Below are 1076 nucleotides of genomic sequence, written 5' to 3' on the forward strand. Positions count from 1 at the left end.
GCTTCCAGTTGCCGGTGTAGGTGTACGATGAGGTGCCGCGCAGGATCTCAAGACCTTCGGGGGCTTGGTCGACGATGTTGTCGATGACCTTGGTGGTTTCACCTAGGTGCTGTTCGAGCGGCTGCACATCGTCACTCAGGCTGCCGAACAGGAAGCCTTTGTAGTTCTCAAAGCGCGGGAGGCGCTTGAGGTTATGGGAGCCGTCCTGCTTGAAAGTATCCGGGTAGGCGCCGGTCTTTTCGTTTTTAGCTTTGAGCAGTTGGCCGTCGTTTTTGAAGGTCCAGCCGTGGAACGGGCAGGTGAAGGTGCCCTTGTTGCCGCGCTTGCGACGGCACAGGGTGGCGCCGCGGTGGGCACAGGCGTTAATCAGGCCGTGCAGTTCGCCTTGCTTGTCGCGGGTGATAATCACCGGCTGACGACCCACGGTGGTGGTGAAGTAGTCTCCCGGCTCGGCAATTTGGCTCTCATGGGCCAGAAATACCCAGTTGCCTTCGAAGATGTGTTTCATCTCCAGCTCGAAAAAAGCGGGATCTGTAAACATGCTGCGGTGGCAGCGGAAAATACCGTTGTCAGGGTCGTCTTGTACCGCACCGCGCACGCGGGCTTCGAGCTGATCAAGCTGTGTGGTCATGATCTCTCTCCTCGTTATTATGTCGCGCTGTTAAGGCGTCAAGGCAGGCCAAGGGGGAGGCCCGCCTTTCAAACAGGGGTTTATACTTTGGCCGTGCCGGCCAGCTGGCTGGCCAGGTCCTGCTCGTCTTCCTTGGCGCGGGGGCGGGCGTGGCGAACTTGTAGCTCGGCGGCGTCGGTTTGTGCCAACTCCACGTCGAACACCACCTGGGCGAAGGGGCCGTCCAGCTCACGCTTGGCAATCTCAGCCGGGTCTTCAATCCGCTCGGCGGGCACGACGAGCTCTTCGCGGGTGGCAAAGGCGAAGTCATCAAAGGTGTAGGGGTCGCCGGCTAAGTTGATCTGGGTGGTCAGGTGCTGGTGGCCCGGGGCAGAGACAAAGTAGTGAATATGCGCCGGGCGCTCGCCGTGGCGGCCGAGGGACTTGAGCACCACATCGGTGGGGG

At 60.6% G+C, this 1076-nt stretch carries 1 protein-coding gene and 1 pseudogene; both read right to left on the minus strand.

Going from position 1 to position 1076, the window contains the following annotated elements:
• Positions 1 to 631, minus strand: a 631-nt coding sequence (locus tag NH344_RS18200; RefSeq protein WP_253028296.1) for a Rieske 2Fe-2S domain-containing protein, incomplete at its 3' end; no start/stop codon positions are given.
• 80 nt (positions 632 to 711) lie between these two features.
• Positions 712 to 1076, minus strand: a pseudogene (locus NH344_RS18205) (catechol 1,2-dioxygenase); the annotation flags it as partial.

The organism is Halomonas sp. Ps84H-12 (genome assembly GCF_024124725.1).
Taxonomy (GTDB): domain Bacteria; phylum Pseudomonadota; class Gammaproteobacteria; order Pseudomonadales; family Halomonadaceae; genus Vreelandella; species Vreelandella aquamarina.